Annotated in this window: 13 protein-coding genes; 5 read left to right on the top strand and 8 right to left on the bottom strand. The window is 64.7% G+C overall.

The window, feature by feature from the left end; translation table 11 throughout:
* Positions 1-22 precede the first annotated feature (22 nt).
* Complete coding sequence (gene rlmKL, locus ACZ9C1_RS10375) at positions 23-2,227, bottom strand: bifunctional 23S rRNA (guanine(2069)-N(7))-methyltransferase RlmK/23S rRNA (guanine(2445)-N(2))-methyltransferase RlmL (protein ID WP_277505105.1); 2,205 nt, start codon at positions 2,225-2,227, stop codon at positions 23-25.
* Between the two features lie 550 nt (positions 2,228-2,777).
* On the opposite strand from rlmKL, the gene rmf reads away from it, so the two are divergent.
* Complete coding sequence (gene rmf / locus ACZ9C1_RS10380; RefSeq protein WP_003248687.1) at positions 2,778-2,993, top strand: ribosome modulation factor; 216 nt, start codon at positions 2,778-2,780, stop codon at positions 2,991-2,993.
* A gap of 139 nt (positions 2,994-3,132) precedes the next feature.
* Here rmf and ACZ9C1_RS10385 read toward each other — a convergent pair whose 3' ends face one another.
* On the bottom strand, positions 3,133-4,158 hold the full coding sequence (locus ACZ9C1_RS10385) for a quinone-dependent dihydroorotate dehydrogenase (protein ID WP_102682737.1): 1,026 nt from the start codon (positions 4,156-4,158) through the stop codon (positions 3,133-3,135).
* Between the two features lie 94 nt (positions 4,159-4,252).
* Between ACZ9C1_RS10385 and ACZ9C1_RS10390 the strand changes: the two genes are divergently transcribed.
* The 4 genes from ACZ9C1_RS10390 (at position 4,253) to ACZ9C1_RS10405 (ending at position 9,150) form a co-directional block, all read left to right on the top strand.
* Positions 4,253-5,500: a CmpA/NrtA family ABC transporter substrate-binding protein gene (locus ACZ9C1_RS10390; protein WP_476253954.1), complete on the top strand. Its 1,248-nt coding sequence runs from the start codon at positions 4,253-4,255 to the stop codon at positions 5,498-5,500.
* A gap of 10 nt (positions 5,501-5,510) precedes the next feature.
* A complete protein-coding gene (locus ACZ9C1_RS10395; protein ID WP_046854754.1) occupies positions 5,511-6,086 on the top strand; it encodes an ANTAR domain-containing response regulator in 576 nt (191 codons plus the stop codon).
* 172 nt (positions 6,087-6,258) lie between these two features.
* Positions 6,259-7,470 carry a nitrate/nitrite transporter gene (locus tag ACZ9C1_RS10400; RefSeq protein ID WP_476253955.1) on the top strand — a complete coding sequence of 404 codons (1,212 nt, stop codon included), beginning with the start codon at positions 6,259-6,261 and terminating at the stop codon, positions 7,468-7,470.
* A 9-nt stretch (positions 7,471-7,479) separates the two neighbouring features.
* Positions 7,480-9,150: a bifunctional protein-serine/threonine kinase/phosphatase gene (locus ACZ9C1_RS10405; RefSeq protein WP_476253956.1), complete on the top strand. Its 1,671-nt coding sequence runs from the start codon at positions 7,480-7,482 to the stop codon at positions 9,148-9,150.
* A gap of 92 nt (positions 9,151-9,242) precedes the next feature.
* Here the strand turns inward: ACZ9C1_RS10405 and ACZ9C1_RS10410 are convergent, their stop codons facing one another.
* The 6 genes from ACZ9C1_RS10410 to rraA all read right to left on the bottom strand — a co-directional run bounded on the left by ACZ9C1_RS10410 (position 9,243) and on the right by rraA (position 13,766).
* On the bottom strand, positions 9,243-10,283 hold the full coding sequence (locus tag ACZ9C1_RS10410; protein ID WP_046854751.1) for an OmpA family protein: 1,041 nt from the start codon (positions 10,281-10,283) through the stop codon (positions 9,243-9,245).
* A gap of 110 nt (positions 10,284-10,393) precedes the next feature.
* Complete coding sequence (gene sigX / locus ACZ9C1_RS10415) at positions 10,394-10,960, bottom strand: RNA polymerase sigma factor SigX (protein ID WP_046854750.1); 567 nt, start codon at positions 10,958-10,960, stop codon at positions 10,394-10,396.
* Between the two features lie 113 nt (positions 10,961-11,073).
* Positions 11,074-11,898: a mechanosensitive ion channel family protein gene (locus ACZ9C1_RS10420; RefSeq protein ID WP_023632140.1), complete on the bottom strand. Its 825-nt coding sequence runs from the start codon at positions 11,896-11,898 to the stop codon at positions 11,074-11,076.
* A 2-nt stretch (positions 11,899-11,900) separates the two neighbouring features.
* The gene (locus ACZ9C1_RS10425) at positions 11,901-12,164 is read right to left on the bottom strand and encodes a hypothetical protein (protein WP_038706516.1); all 264 of its coding nucleotides are present in this window, start codon (positions 12,162-12,164) and stop codon (positions 11,901-11,903) included.
* An 89-nt stretch (positions 12,165-12,253) separates the two neighbouring features.
* Positions 12,254-13,249: a zinc transporter ZntB gene (locus tag ACZ9C1_RS10430; protein ID WP_277505115.1), complete on the bottom strand. Its 996-nt coding sequence runs from the start codon at positions 13,247-13,249 to the stop codon at positions 12,254-12,256.
* 25 nt (positions 13,250-13,274) lie between these two features.
* Complete coding sequence (rraA, locus tag ACZ9C1_RS10435) at positions 13,275-13,766, bottom strand: ribonuclease E activity regulator RraA (protein ID WP_023630330.1); 492 nt, start codon at positions 13,764-13,766, stop codon at positions 13,275-13,277.
* Between the last annotated feature and the right edge of the window lie 62 nt (positions 13,767-13,828).

The following is a 13,828-nucleotide window of genomic DNA, read 5'->3' on the forward strand; positions in this document are numbered from 1 at the left end:
CCACGCCATGTACCTCGTCGGCTCAGCGCAAACGCAGCTGCCAGGCGCGATGGATGCGGTTGTTGCGAGCGAAGTCAGGGTCCAGGGTCTGGGCGCTGATTTCCTCCACCGCATACCGCGTCGCCAGGTGCTCGTCGAGCTGGAACTTGCGGAAGTTGTTGGAGAAGTACAGCACACCACCCGGCGCCAGGCGCGCCATGGCCAGGTCGAGCAGTTGCACATGGTCGCGCTGCACGTCGAACACCCCTTCCATGCGCTTGGAGTTGGAGAAGGTCGGCGGGTCGATGAAGATCAGGTCGTAGCTGTCCTGGGCGTTCTCCAGCCAGGCCATGACGTCGCCCTGCTCCAGGCGGTTGCGCTCGGAGAAACCGTTGAGCGACAGGTTGCGCCGTGCCCAGTCCAGGTAGGTCTTCGACAGGTCGACGCTGGTGGTGCTGCGCGCGCCGCCCTTGGCTGCATGCACGCTGGCCGTGGCGGTGTAGCAGAACAGGTTGAGGAAGCGCTTGCCCGCCGCCTCGCGCTGGATACGCAGGCGCATCGGGCGGTGGTCGAGGAACAGGCCGGTGTCGAGGTAGTCGGTAAGGTTGACCAGCAGCTTGACGCCGCCCTCGCTGACTTCCTGGAAGCGTCCTTCGGTGGCCTGGCGTTCGTACTGGCGGGTGCCGGTCTGGCGCTCCCGGCGCTTGAGCACCACGCGCTGCGGATCGACGCCAAGGGCCTGCGGAATCGCGGTCAACGCGTCGAGCAGGCGTGCCTGGGCCTTGTCCGGGTCGATCGAGCGCGGCGCGGCATACTCCTGCACGTGCACCCAGTCGTGGTACAGGTCGACAGCCAAGGCGTACTCGGGCATGTCGGCATCGTACACGCGGTAGCAATCGACCTGCTCGCGGCGGGCCCACTTGCCCAGCTGCTTGAAGTTCTTCTGCAGGCGGTTGGCGAACATCTGCGCGCCTTCCGACAGGCGCGCCGGCTCGCTGGCCACCGGCGCCTGGCGGCGCGGCTCGCCCTCACCCGCGTCGGCCTGGGCCTGAGCCTGACGACGATCGCCAGTGACGAACTGGTCGGGCTGGACCTTGAACAGCAACAGCTTGCACGGCAATGCGCCGTTCCAGAAAGCGTATTGCTTGTGGCTGCGGATACCCATGCGCTTGCCCAGCTCCGGCGCGCCGGTGAACACCGCCGCGTCCCAGCCCATGCATGCCTGGCGCAGGCGCTCGCCGAGGTTCTGGTAGAGGTACAGCAGGCTGGCCTCATCGCCCAGGCGCTCGCCATAGGGTGGGTTGCTGATCACCAGGCCCTTCTGGTTCTGGTCTGGGCGCGGCTCGAAGCTGGCAACCTCGCCCTGATAGATCTTCACCCAGTCGCCCAGGCCTGCGCGCTCGACGTTGTTGCGCCCCGGCTGGATCAGCCGCGGGTCGGCCTCGTAGCCACGAATCCACAACGGTGGCTTGGCCAGGCCCACTTGGGCACGGGCCTGGGCCTCGTCGTGCATCTTGCGCCACAGCGCCGGTACGTGCCCGAGCCAGGCCGTGAAGCCCCAGCGCTCGCGCTTGAGGTTGGGGGCGATGTCGGCGGCGATCATCGCCGCCTCGACCAGGAAGGTGCCCACACCGCACATCGGGTCAGCCAGGGCGCCGCCCTCGGCCGCAATGCGTGGCCAGCCCGAGCGGATCAGCACCGCCGCTGCCAGGTTTTCCTTCAATGGCGCCGCGCCCTGCTGCAGGCGATAGCCGCGCTGATGCAGGCTGTGGCCGGACAGGTCGAGGGACAGAATCGCCTCGCCACGGTCCAGGCGCAGGTGCACCCGCAGGTCCGGGTCGAGCTTGTCCACCGACGGGCGCAGGCCTTCGCGGTTGCGCAGTTTGTCGACAATGGCGTCCTTCACTTTCAGGGCGCCGAAGTGAGTGTTGTCGATACCCGAGCCATGGCCGCTGAACTCCACTGCCAGCGTGCCGTCGGCCGCCAGGTGGTCGGCCCAGTCGAGCGCATGCACGCCGTCATAGAGGTCGTCGGCGTTCTTCATCGAGAAACGCTTGAGCACCAGTAGCACCCGGTTGGCCAGGCGCGACCACAGGCACAGGCGGTAGGCGGTTTCCATGTCGGCCGAGCCGCGAATGGCCGAGGTGTGTTCACGCACCTCGGTCAGGCCCAGTTGGCTGGCCTCTTCGGCGAGCAGGCCTTCAAGGCCCTTGGGGCAGGTGAGATAAAGTTCGAAACGGTCCGACATGTGTAATCCAGAGCCTTTGGCTAGGTAAATGGCAAGCCGACGCATCGGCTGCCGCTGTTTGCCCGCGCCCCTTTCCAGCAGGCGCCCGGGTGGCCTTGCGAAGCGATCGCAAGACCTGGCCGCTCGGCAGACCAATGCCTCACGCAGAAGCGAAAGAGGCTTTGATCGTCGGGCAGTGTGAAAATTTCGTGGACCCAGGGTTCAGATGTGACCCTTCGTCGCATTACCAATTATTACTGTCATCATCGAGCAACGCTGGCCAATTGACGTCAACGTTGACTAAACCCTGATCATAGCGGGCCCAACGGCAAACAAGGTTGAGTCGCATTTATTTACTTATCCCCTCACCCTCGGAAAGGTTACGTCCTTATGACAAATCGATCATTCACACTGTGACTCGCATTCGTTAGAACTGATCTCAGGCCGCACCGCAACGGGGCGGCACTTTCAGCCCGCGACGCCGGCAGCGGGCGCAAACCGGCAGAACGATTCTGCCCGGCCTCGGAGAGGCCGACGGGACATTACAGTCAACAAGTGAGGGCAACACCCTATGAGAAGACTTAAGCGTGATCCGTTGGAAAGAGCATATTCACGTGGCTACCAGTATGGAGTCACCGGCAAATCCCGCGAACTTTGCCCCTTCAATCTACCCTCTGTACGCCAAGCCTGGATCAACGGCTGGCGCGAAGGTCGCGGCGATAACTGGGATGGCATGACCGGCACCGCTGGCATTCATAGACTCAACGAAAATCACGCCGTTGGCTGAACGAGGACACTGAATTCGAGTCACCATGCGCGCCCTATCCGGGCGGCGGGCTGCGGCCCAGGGGCCCCTTTGAAGGGGCCCTTTTTTATGCACCTTATTTTCTCGCCACATCTTCTATACAGCGTGGGAGCGGCTCATTTCATGGTTTCGGCATCGCCGCAATCGCATCCACCGCTTCACGAATCAACGCCGGGCCTTTGTAGATGAAGCCCGAATAGATCTGCACCAGGCTAGCCCCAGCGGCGATCTTCTCAGCCGCGTGGCGCCCCTCGGTAATACCGCCAGCGGCGATGATCGGCAGCTTGCCGCCCAGCTCGCCCGCCAGCACCTTCACCGTGTGCGTGCTCTTTTGCAGTACCGGCGCACCCGACAGGCCGCCCGCCTCGCCACCGAACGGCAGGCCTTCGACACCTTCGCGGCCCAGGGTGGTATTGGTGGCGATCACCGCGTCCATGCCCGACTCGCGCAGCGCCGCGGCCACCAGCGCGGTCTCTTCGTCGCTCATGTCCGGTGCAATCTTGATCGCCAATGGCACGCGCTTGCCGTTGGCCGTGGCCAGCTGTTCACGGCGCTCGGCCAGGGCATCGAGCAGTTGCTTGAGCGAGTCGCCGAACTGCAGCGAACGCAGGCCCGGGGTATTCGGCGAGCTGACGTTGACGGTGATGTAGCTGGCGTCGTTGTAGACCTTTTCCAGACAGATCAGGTAGTCGTCCTGGGCCCGCTCGACCGGGGTGTCGAAGTTCTTGCCGATGTTGATGCCCAGTACCCCGGTGTACTTCGAGGCGCGCACACGTGCCAGCAAGTGGTCGACACCGAGGTTGTTGAAGCCCATGCGGTTGATGATGGCCGTGGCTTCAGGCAGGCGGAACAGCCGCGGCTTGGGGTTGCCCGGCTGCGGGCGCGGCGTCACGGTGCCGATCTCGACGAAGCCGAAACCCAGCTGGGCGAAACCGTCGATGGCCGCGCCGTTCTTGTCCAGGCCTGCGGCCAGGCCGACCGGGTTGGCGAAGTTCAAGCCCATCACCGTCACCGGCAACGCCGCTGGCTGCTTGCACAGCAGACCATTGAGCCCCAGGCGGCCACCAGCGCCGATCAGGTCCAGCGAGAGGTCGTGGGAGGTTTCCGGGGAGAGCTTGAACAGCAGCTGGCGGGCCAGGGTATACATGGGCGGGCGGACTCGCGGTGTGTGAGGGGGCGATTATAGCCAGCGCGCCGCCGGGGCGACAGGGCCATGGCACATGGGTTGCTATGTCTGTTGCATGCCGCTCTATTGCGAACGCTCGAGGAACTCCGTGAACACACCCCTCCCGACAACGCCCCTGGCCTGGGTCAACGGCAGCGACGCGCCGGAAAAACCCAGCCTGGACATCGGCTTCATGGCCTTGACCGACTGCGCCTCGGTAGTGGTTGCCGCCACCCAGGGCTTCGCCCAGCCATTCGGCCTGACCTTAAACCTGCGCCGCCAGGCCTCCTGGGCCGGGCTGCGCGACAAGCTGGTCAGCGGCGAACTCGACGCCGCCCACTGCCTGTACGGGCTGGTATACGCCGTGCACCTGGGCATCGGAGGCGTGCCCGCCAGCCCCCTGGCCGTGCTCATGGGCCTGAACCAGAACGCACAGGCCATCAACCTCTCCGCCGCACTGCAGCGCAAGGGCGTGACCAACCCCGAGGCACTGGCGCGGCTGGTGCACCAGCAAGGCGCACGGCTGACCTTCGCCCAGACCTTTCCCACCGGCACCCATGCTCTGTGGCTGTACTACTGGCTGGCCAGCCAGGGGATTCACCCATTGCGTGACGTCAGCAGTGTGGTGGTGCCCCCGGCGCAGATGACCGCCCACCTGCAGGCCGGGCGCATCGACGGCTTCTGCGTCGGCGAACCCTGGTCGGCGGACGCGCTCGCCAAGGGCCAGGGCTTCACCCTGGCCACCAGCCAGTCGATCTGGCCCGATCACCCGGAAAAGGTCCTGGCCTGCGCCCGCGGTTTCGTCGAACAGTACCCCAACAGCGCCCGGGCACTGATCCAGTCGGTACTCGCCGCCGCGCGCTTCATCGAGCAGAGCCAGGAAAACCGCCGCAGCACCGCGCAACTGCTCAGCGGCAGCGCCTACCTTGACACCCCCGTCGACAGCATCGAGCCGCGCCTGCTCGGCGACTACCAGGATGGCCTCGGCCATCGCTGGCACGACCCCCATGGCCTGCGCCTGTTCGACCAGGGCCGGGCCAACCTGCCCTACCTGTCCGACGGCATGTGGTTCATGACCCAGTTCCGCCGCTGGGGCCTGCTGCGTGACGACCCGGACTACCTCGGGGTCGCCCGCCAGGTGCAACAGCTGGCCCTTTACCGCGAGGCCGCCTCGGCACTGGGCGTGCCCTGCGCCGACCTCCCCATGCGCAGCAGCCTGCTGCTCGACGGCCGCCGCTGGGACGGCAGCGACCCCCATGGCTATGCGCGCAGCTTTCCCCTGCACGCCCTGGACGCGGCACCTGATGCCCGCGCCAGTCACTGAGGGGGCGAACATGCTGCGTATCCTGCTGATCGACGACACCGAAAAGAAAGTCGGTCGTCTCAAGGCGGCCCTGATCGAGGCCGGCTTCGAAGTGATCGAGGCCGGCAACCTGAGCATCGACCTGCCCGCCTGTGTCGAAACGGTGCACCCGGACGTGGTGCTGATCGATACCGAGTCACCTGGCCGCGATGTGATGGAGCAGGTGGTGCTGGTCAGCCGCGATCGCCCCCGTCCGATCGTGCTGTTCACCGACGAGCACGACCCCGACGTGATGCGCCAGGCGATCCAGGCTGGAGTCAGCGCCTACATCGTCGAGGGTATCCAGGCCACGCGCCTGCAGCCGATCCTCGACGTAGCCATGGCCCGTTTCGAAAGCGACCAGGCGCTGAAGGCGCAATTGCTGGCCCGCGACCAGCAACTGGCCGAGCGCAAGCGCATCGAACAAGCAAAGGGGCTGCTGATGAAAATGAAGGACTGCAACGAGGAAGCGGCTTACACCCTGATGCGCCGCCAAGCCATGAGCCGCCAGCAGAAGCTGATCCAGGTGGCGGAGCAGATCATCGCCATGTCGGAGATGCTGGGCTAGTTGCAATGACCCGCAGACCTTGGCCCGTCTCTTGCTCATGGAACACCAGGTAGCCAACGGCGGTTGCCCCCCAGACCCCGACAAAGACGTCGCTCCCCGCCACTCATCCGTGGACCGGGCAGCGGCGTCTTTTCGTTTTCCGCCCTGTGTTGTGCGCCCCACGAGGTGTCCGATGAATACGAGCTTCTGGAAATCCGGGCATGTGCCCACCCTGTTCGCCGCCTTCTTGTATTTCGACCTGAGTTTCATGGTCTGGTACCTGCTCGGCCCGATGGCGGTGCAGATTGCCGCCGACCTGCAACTGACCGCACAGCAACGCGGCCTGATGGTGGCCACGCCGATCCTGGCCGGGGCGCTGCTGCGCTTTGCCATGGGCGTGCTGGTCGATCGCCTGTCGCCCAAGACCGCCGGGCTGATCGGCCAGGTGGTGGTGATCGTCGCCCTGGCCTGTGCCTGGCAGCTGGGCGTGCGCAGCTACGAACACGCCTTGCTGCTGGGTGTGTTCCTGGGTTTTGCCGGGGCCTCGTTCGCCGTGTCCCTGCCACTGGCCTCGCAGTGGTATCCGCCGCAGCACCAGGGCAAGGCCATGGGCATCGCCGGGGCCGGCAACTCCGGCACGGTGTTCGCAGCGCTGCTGGCTCCAGCGCTGGCCGCCGCCTTCGGCTGGAACAATGTGTTCGGCTTTGCCCTGCTGCCGCTGCTGCTGAGCCTGGTGCTGTTCGCCTGGCTGGCCCGCAATGCCCCGCAACGGCCCAAGCCCAAGGCCATGGCCGACTACCTCAAGGCCCTCGGCGACCGCGACAGCTGGTGGTTCATGTTCTTCTACAGTGTCACCTTCGGCGGCTTCATCGGCCTGGCCAGCGCCCTGCCTGGCTATTTCAGCGACCAGTACGGCCTGAGCCCGGTGACCGCCGGCTACTACACCGCCGCCTGTGTGTTCGCCGGCAGTCTCATGCGCCCGCTCGGCGGCGCCCTGGCCGACCGCTTCGGCGGCATCCGCACCCTGCTGGCGATGTACAGCGTGGCCGCCGTGTGCATCGCGGCGGTGGGCTTCAACCTGCCCAGCGCGGCGGCGGCCCTGGCGTTGTTCGTCAGCGCCATGCTCGGGCTGGGTGCGGGCAATGGCGCGGTGTTCCAGCTGGTGCCGCAGCGCTTCCGCCAGGAGATCGGCGTGATGACCGGGCTGATCGGCATGGCCGGCGGCATCGGCGGCTTCCTCCTCGCTGCGGGCCTTGGCACCATCAAGCAGCACACCGGCGATTACCAGCTCGGCCTATGGCTGTTCGCCAGCCTCGGCCTGCTGGCCTGGTTCGGCCTGCATGGCGTCAAGCAGCGCTGGCGCACCACCTGGGGCTCGGCCGCAGTCACCGCAGCGCGGGTCTGAGGCGCCGCCATGAGCCTGCTACTGAGCTTCGCCCAGGCCAGCGCCACAGGCCCGCGCACGGAAAACCAGGACGCCCTGCGCCTGGTCACCCCGGTACCGGAACTCGCGGCCAGCAAGGGCTATCTGTGCGCGCTGGCCGACGGCGTCAGCCAGTGCGCCGACGGCGGCCTGGCAGCGCGCGCCAGCTTGCAGGCCCTGGCCCTGGACTACTACGCCACGCCCGCCACCTGGAGCGTGGCCCAGGCCCTGGACCGTCTGCTGGTGGCGCAAAACCGCTGGCTGCGCGCCCAAGGCAATGGCCAGCCGCTGCTCACCACCCTCAGCGCCCTGGTGCTGCGCGGGCGACGCTTCACCCTCGCCCACGTCGGCGACTGCCGGGTGTACCGCTGGCAGGACGACCAGCTGCAATGCCTGAGTGAAGACCATGTGTGGGACCAGCCCGGCATGCAGCACGTGCTCAAGCGCGCGCTGGGGCTGGACCAGCAGTTGTTGGTGGACTATCTGGAGGGCGATCTTCACGAAGGCGAGTGCTTCGTGCTGCTCAGCGACGGCGTGTGGGCCAGCCTGGGCGATGCGCATATCCAGTCGATCGTGCGCGAACACCGCGACCTGCAGGAAGCCGCCGATACCCTCGTGGCCAGCGCCCACCATTGCGGCAGCCAGGACAATGCCAGCGCCTTGCTGGTACGAGTCGACCAGCTGGGCGCGAGCAACCTGGGCGACACCCTGGCGCAGCTCAAGCAGTGGCCGCTGCCAGCCGCTTTGCGTGAAGGCCAGATGATCGATGGCTGGCAGGTCGACGGTTTGCTCGCCCAGAGCAGGCAAGCGCTGCTCTACCGCACCCGTGATCCGCAAGGCCGGCCCTGGTTGCTCAAGACCCTGCCCCCGGCCCGCGACAACGAGCCCGGGGCCGCCCAGACCTTGCTCATGGAAGAGTGGTTCCTGCGCCGGGTCGCCGGCCGCCACTTCCCCGAAGTGCACCCGGCCAGCCAGCGCCAGCACCTGTACTACCTGATGCGCGAATACCCGGGCACGACCCTCGCCAGCCTGCTCGTGGCGGGCGGCCCGCTGCCCCTGGCGCAATGGCTGGAAATGGCGCGCCAGCTGCTGCAGGCTGTCGGCGCACTGCACCGGCGCAACCTGCTGCACCGTGACATCAAGCCGGAAAACCTTCACTTGGGCGAAGATGGCCAGTTGCGCCTGCTCGACTTCGGGCTGGCGTACTGCCCGGGGCTTTCCGAAGACCCGCCCCACGCCTTGCCAGGCACGCCTTCGTTCCTTGCTCCGGAAGCCTACGACGGCCTGCCCCCTGCGCCGCGCCAGGACCTCTATGCCGTGGGCGTCACGCTTTACCAGCTGCTCACCGGCCACTACCCCTACGGCGAAGTCGAGGCGTTCCAACGGCTACGCTTCGGTACGCCAGTGAACCCGGCGCGCTACCGCCCGGATGTGCCGGAGTGGCTGCAGCACAACCTATTGCAGGCGGTGGCGGCGGATCCGGCGCAACGCTTCGAGACCGCCGAACAGTGGTTGCTGTTGCTGGAGCGGGGGGACCGCCAGGAACTGGACGAGCGACCACGGCCACTGCTGGAGCGTGAGCCACTGAAGGTATGGCGCACGATTGGCTTGCTGTCGCTGCTGTTGAACATGGTGCTGTTGCTGGTTCTGCTCAAGCACTGAGCACGCGACCATCCACGCCCCATCGCCCCTAAAAAATCGCGGACAAAGAAAAACCCGGCCGAGGCCGGGTTTTTCGTGAAGCGTCAAACCAATTACTTGGCCTGGGCTTCTACCTGAGCTTCTACGCGACGGTTGACGGCGCGGCCAGCTTCGGTGGCGTTGTCGGCGACCGGACGGGTCTCACCGTAGCCAACCGAGTCAACACGGCTCGATTCAACACCGTACTGCTGGGTCAGGACCTGCTTGACAGCGCTGGCACGACGCTCGGACAGCTTCTGGTTGTAAGCGTCTGGGCCGACGGAGTCAGTGTGACCTTCCACGGTAGTGGTGGTCTGTGGGTACTGCTTCATGAAGTCAGCCAGGTTCTTGATGTCGCCGTAGCTGTTTGGCTTGACGACCGACTTGTCGAAGTCGAACTTGACGTCCAGCTCAACGCGAACGACTTCGGCAACAGCCGGGCAGCCATCAGCGTCAACGGTAACGTTGGCCGGGGTGTCAGGGCACTTGTCGACGTTGTCGCAGACGCCATCGTTGTCGCTGTCGGAGCAGACTTCGGCAACTGGAGCAGGCGCAGGAGCGGCTTTCTGGCCACCGCTGCCACCGAAGTTCAGACCCAGACCAACGGTCGGACCCCACTCGGTGTTGCCGTTGTCGATGTTGTACATGGCTTCGACGCCGGCACGGGCGAAGAACATGTCGGTGATGTACCACTTGGCGCCAGCGCCAACGTTGGCGAAGGTGGAGTGGTCACGGCCGCTACGAGTGGCCTGGCCCAGGCTCTCGTGAGCGAAACCGGCGGAAACGTACGGACGCAGTGCATCGCCTACGGTACCGAAGTGGTAGGTAGCGTCGAGCTTGGTCTTGGAGCCTTTGATGTCTTTGTTGAAGACTTCACCACGAGCGTTGTGGGTCTCGTTGTAGCCCAGGTCCAGGGAGACGTCGTCGGTCAGGAAGTAACCGAGGCGAACACCTGGATTGGTGCCGGTGTTCTTGAAGTTACGTTCGCTGTCGTAGAACTGCTTGGTAACGTTACCTTCGATTTCGACTGCGCCTTGGCCTTGAGCCAGAGCGCCGAGCGAAGTCACGGCCACGAGCGAGCCAATGGCCAAGCCCAAGGTGTTTTTCAATTTCATCCGTTAAATCCCCATCTGGTGATAGTTAAGCAGTCCCACCAACATCCGGGGGACAACTCGACGGCAAGTCTAGCAGAACTTGCCGGTTGGTTAGAGGTATTTGCAGGCCACTAAGTTTCAGCCACGCCTGCAAATTTCTCTCTAAGCTTGTCGAGCGCACGCTTGTAGCGCATTTTCGTGGCGCTCAGGCCCATGTGCATGATGTCCGCGATCTCCTGGAATTCCAGCTCCGCGACAAAGCGCAGCACCAGGATTTCCCGGTCGATCGGGTTCACATGTACCAGCCATTTATCCAGCCCGCCTTTTTCTTCCGGCTTCGGTGCCTTGTCCTCGGACGCCTCTTCGACAGGGTCCAGGCTCAGCGCATCCATCAGCCGGCGCTTGCGACGCTCCTTGCGGTACTGGGTGATGCATTCGTTGTAGGTGATGCTGTAGAGCCAGGTCTTGAACTTGGACTTGCCCTCGAAGTTCTTCAACCCGTAGAGCACCTTGAGCATCACCTCCTGACAGACATCGTCGGCATCCCGATCGTTCCCCAGGTAGCGCGCACAGACGTTGAACAGCGTGCGCTGGTAGCGCCGCATGAGTTCCTCATAGGCGCGGGTGACATGAAACAGCTCCTCATGCGAACGCGCCACCAACTCCTCGTCGGTGAGCTCGCGGGGGTCATAGCGCATGGGCGGCGAATGAACTTTATTCAAAACGGATCTGGCCGACAGTCAGGTCAATGTCGCCGCTCGGCCCCGTGGGCCGATTTTTGCGGCGGCATACATTAACAGCTTTTGTTCGGTTAGCGGCTATTCACGCGCTGCTCGAGCAGCTCGCGATTAGACAACGACACCAGTTCGCCATCATCGGTCAGCAGGGTCGTCTTGACCGTGCCGATCTCCTCGATGTGCCCTTCGACCTCGCCAATGCGCACGTGCTGGCCGACCTGATAGAGCTCACGCACATAGATGCCGGCCAGGATCTGTCCGGCAATTTCACGGCTGCCCAGGCCCATCGCCAGGGCAATTGCCAGACCAACGGTAATCAGCCCGATGACGATCACGTGGTTGAGCAGGTCGGTCTTGACCTCCAGCTGGCTGATGGCCACCGAAATACTGATGATGATCACGAGGCCCTGGACGATACGCCCGACGCCAGCGGCGTACTCCAGGCCGATGCCCTCGGCGGCGCCGCGCACAAGGCCGTTGGCCAGTTGCGCCAACAGCACGCCGGCCAGCATCACCAGCGCCGCGCCGAATACCTTGGGCAGGTACAGCGCCAGCATGTCCAGGGTCGCCGAGACCCGCTCCAGGCCCAGCGATTCAGCCGCCGAAACCAGGAAGATCAACAGCACGAACCAATAGACGATCTTGCCGATCAGCGTCGAAATCGGTACCTGGATACCAATCCGGGCGAGCATCTTGGTCAGGCCGGTACCACTCATCAGGCGGTCCAGGCCGAACTTGGCCAGCACCTTCGACAGCAAGGTGTCGAGCAGCTTGGCCACGACGAAACCGAGCAGCACCACGACCAGCGCGCCGAACAGGTTGGGGATGAAGTTCGCCACCTTGGTCCAAAGGGCAGTCATGGCGGTGACCAGGCTCTGGGTCCAGAGATCGAGTTCCATATTCAATCGGCCTTATCTGCAGGGCTGCCTGCGGCAGGGTTGCGGGTAGAGTTGCGGCGCACCGGCGCGACATGCGCCGAGCCATTGTTCACGGCGATCAGCAGCGCCTGGCTCCAGCGGCCAAGCAGGCTGAACAGATCGCCCGCGCCGACCTGGCGGTTGGCGGTCTTGAGCACGCGACCCAGGCACGCGGCGTCGTCACGGTCCTGGCCGGACGGCGACGCCTTGAGCAGGTCGCGCAGGGATTCTTCAAACGGATCGTGCATGGGCACCTCGCGCAATGTCAGTCAAAGACGTGGGTGCCAAGCGATGGGTCACACCTGCCACTGGGACGAATGTTTCAAAATACCTCATTTCAGACCCAGCGCAGCCGACGGAACAACCACCACTGCCCCGCCGCCAGCCCCAGCACCACGGTGCAGGCGAGCGCGAAGCCGTAGGGGTTTTCCGCCCCGGGAATACCGCCGACGTTGATGCCCAGCAATCCGGTGATAAAGCTCATGGGCAGGAAGATGCAGGTGATGATGCCAAACCGGTACATGGTCCGGTTCATCCGCTCGCTGCGGCGCCGATCCTCGCTTTCCAGCACCAGGGCGGCTCGCTCGCGGGCCAGTTCCAGCTCCTCGAGGTAGCGGATCAGGCTGTTGTTCAGCTCGTTCCAGTAATCCCCGTCGGCGTCGGCGAACCAGCTGCATTTATTGCGCGAAAGCTGGGCATAGATATCGCGCTGTGGAGCGAGGAAACGGCGCAGGCCGGCGGCACGACGGCGGATCTGCTGCAGGCTGCCCTGGGCTGGAGAATACCGTTCGTCGGATTCTGCCTTTTCCTCTTCCAGATCGACCGCTTCGGACAGGTCGCTGACGAGCGCCTGGACCTTCTCGGTCAGCAGTTCGCCCATCAGCAACAACAGTTCGGAAGCCGTTTTCGGCCCCCTGCCCTCGTCCAGCTGCTGGAGCACCTCGTCGCTGGCGCGCAGCGGCCGCAAACGCAGCGAGATGACCCGCCGCGCCTCGGCGAAGATACGTACCGAAACCATGTCCTCGGGTTCGGCACCCGGGTTGAGGTTGACCCCGCGCAGGAACAGCAGCATCTGCTCGCCGGCCATCTGCAACAGGCGCGGGCGGGTGTTCTCCTCAAGCAACAGGTCGCAGGCGAACTCGCTCAGACCGCTGTCGTGCAGCAACCAGGTGCGGGTCTGCGGATGGCTGCGGTCCCAGTGCAGCCACAAGCTCTCCTGGGGCAGCAACTGCAGGTCGTCCAGCTCGGTGCGGGCGATCGAACGCGCGCCACCCTTGCCATCGAGCACCAGGGCATGCACCAGGCCCCATTGCGCGTTGTCTTCCTCGAACATCAAAGCTCCATGGGTGTGCGGCGGATCACTCGGGCATCTTCAGCGGGCTTGGCGAGACCAGCACGCCGTTGTTATCGGCGTATACATATTCGCCCGGGCGGAAGGTCACGCCGGCAAAGGTCACCGCGACGTTGAGGTCGCCAATGCCGCGCTTGTCGGTCTTCATCGGGTGGCTGGCCAGGGCCTGGATACCGACATCGGTCTGCGCCAGCACGTCCACGTCACGCACGCAGCCGTAGATCAGCAGGCCTTCCCAGCCATTCTTCGCGGCCTTCTCCGCGAGCATGTCGCCCAGTAGCGCACGGCGCAGCGAACCGCCGCCGTCGACCACCAGGACCTTGCCCTTGCCGTCGAGCTCGACCTGTTCCTTGACCAGGGAATTGTCTTCGAAGCACTTGATGGTGACGATTTGGCCGCCGAATGAGTCGTGGCCGCCGAAGTTGCTGAACATGGGTTCGAGCACCTGGACCAGGTCCGGGTAGGCGTCGCACAGGTCGGGCGTTACGTAATGCTGCATGGGAAACTCCTGTCAGTCACAACGAAAGCGGGTGTCGGCCAAGGCTACACCTTGGGAGGGCC

Source organism: Pseudomonas sp. TE21435 (assembly GCF_056279265.1).

What these genes read in the sequence shown, in the direction of transcription:
- ACZ9C1_RS10405 (WP_476253956.1), top strand. Translation starts at nt 7,480, where the DNA reads ATGAGCCTGCTACTGAGCTTCGCCCAGGCCAGCGCCACAGGCCCGCGC.
- rraA (WP_023630330.1), bottom strand. Translation starts at nt 13,766, where the DNA reads ATGCAGCATTACGTAACGCCCGACCTGTGCGACGCCTACCCGGACCTG.
- ACZ9C1_RS10430 (WP_277505115.1), bottom strand. Translation starts at nt 13,249, where the DNA reads ATGTTCGAGGAAGACAACGCGCAATGGGGCCTGGTGCATGCCCTGGTG.
- ACZ9C1_RS10420 (WP_023632140.1), bottom strand. Translation starts at nt 11,898, where the DNA reads ATGGAACTCGATCTCTGGACCCAGAGCCTGGTCACCGCCATGACTGCC.
- ACZ9C1_RS10385 (WP_102682737.1), bottom strand. Translation starts at nt 4,158, where the DNA reads ATGTATACCCTGGCCCGCCAGCTGCTGTTCAAGCTCTCCCCGGAAACC.
- ACZ9C1_RS10390 (WP_476253954.1), top strand. Translation starts at nt 4,253, where the DNA reads ATGCCGCTCTATTGCGAACGCTCGAGGAACTCCGTGAACACACCCCTC.
- ACZ9C1_RS10400 (WP_476253955.1), top strand. Translation starts at nt 6,259, where the DNA reads ATGAATACGAGCTTCTGGAAATCCGGGCATGTGCCCACCCTGTTCGCC.
- ACZ9C1_RS10425 (WP_038706516.1), bottom strand. Translation starts at nt 12,164, where the DNA reads ATGCACGATCCGTTTGAAGAATCCCTGCGCGACCTGCTCAAGGCGTCG.
- ACZ9C1_RS10410 (WP_046854751.1), bottom strand. Translation starts at nt 10,283, where the DNA reads ATGAAATTGAAAAACACCTTGGGCTTGGCCATTGGCTCGCTCGTGGCC.
- rlmKL (WP_277505105.1), bottom strand. Translation starts at nt 2,227, where the DNA reads ATGTCGGACCGTTTCGAACTTTATCTCACCTGCCCCAAGGGCCTTGAA.
- ACZ9C1_RS10395 (WP_046854754.1), top strand. Translation starts at nt 5,511, where the DNA reads ATGCTGCGTATCCTGCTGATCGACGACACCGAAAAGAAAGTCGGTCGT.
- rmf (WP_003248687.1), top strand. Translation starts at nt 2,778, where the DNA reads ATGAGAAGACTTAAGCGTGATCCGTTGGAAAGAGCATATTCACGTGGC.
- sigX (WP_046854750.1), bottom strand. Translation starts at nt 10,960, where the DNA reads ATGCGCTATGACCCCCGCGAGCTCACCGACGAGGAGTTGGTGGCGCGT.